This window comes from Pantoea sp. Fr-CA_6, assembly GCF_024520895.1.
GTDB lineage: Bacteria > Pseudomonadota > Gammaproteobacteria > Enterobacterales > Enterobacteriaceae > Pantoea > Pantoea agglomerans.
This window is the reverse complement of record NZ_JALNPO010000054.1, coordinates 1-256: the sequence shown is the minus strand read 5'-3', so window position 1 is coordinate 256 and position 256 is coordinate 1. Positions and strand designations below refer to the sequence as shown.

At 61.3% G+C, this 256-nt stretch carries 1 protein-coding gene; it reads right to left on the bottom strand.

The window, feature by feature from the left end:
• The coding region (locus NR201_RS22580; protein ID WP_256850196.1) for a laccase domain-containing protein at nucleotides 1-256 on the bottom strand (256 nt) is incomplete at both ends.

Below are 256 nucleotides of genomic sequence, written 5' to 3'. Positions count from 1 at the left end.
GATATCAGCCATGAACTTGCCGGCATTGTTGCTCGGTACGAACGCTTCTGCTGCTTCAGGCAGTTGATTGATGAAGACTTCCCGTACTTCCGGACCGACTTCAAAGGCTTTGGGGCCAATGGCCGGGCCGAGCCAGACCAGTACCTCGTCAGCAGGAACATCGAGGCTGTCGAGAGTTGCCTCAAGCACGCCCGCCGCCAGACCCCGCCAACCGGCATGAGCGGCCGCGACACGCGTGCCGGCACGATCGCAGAAC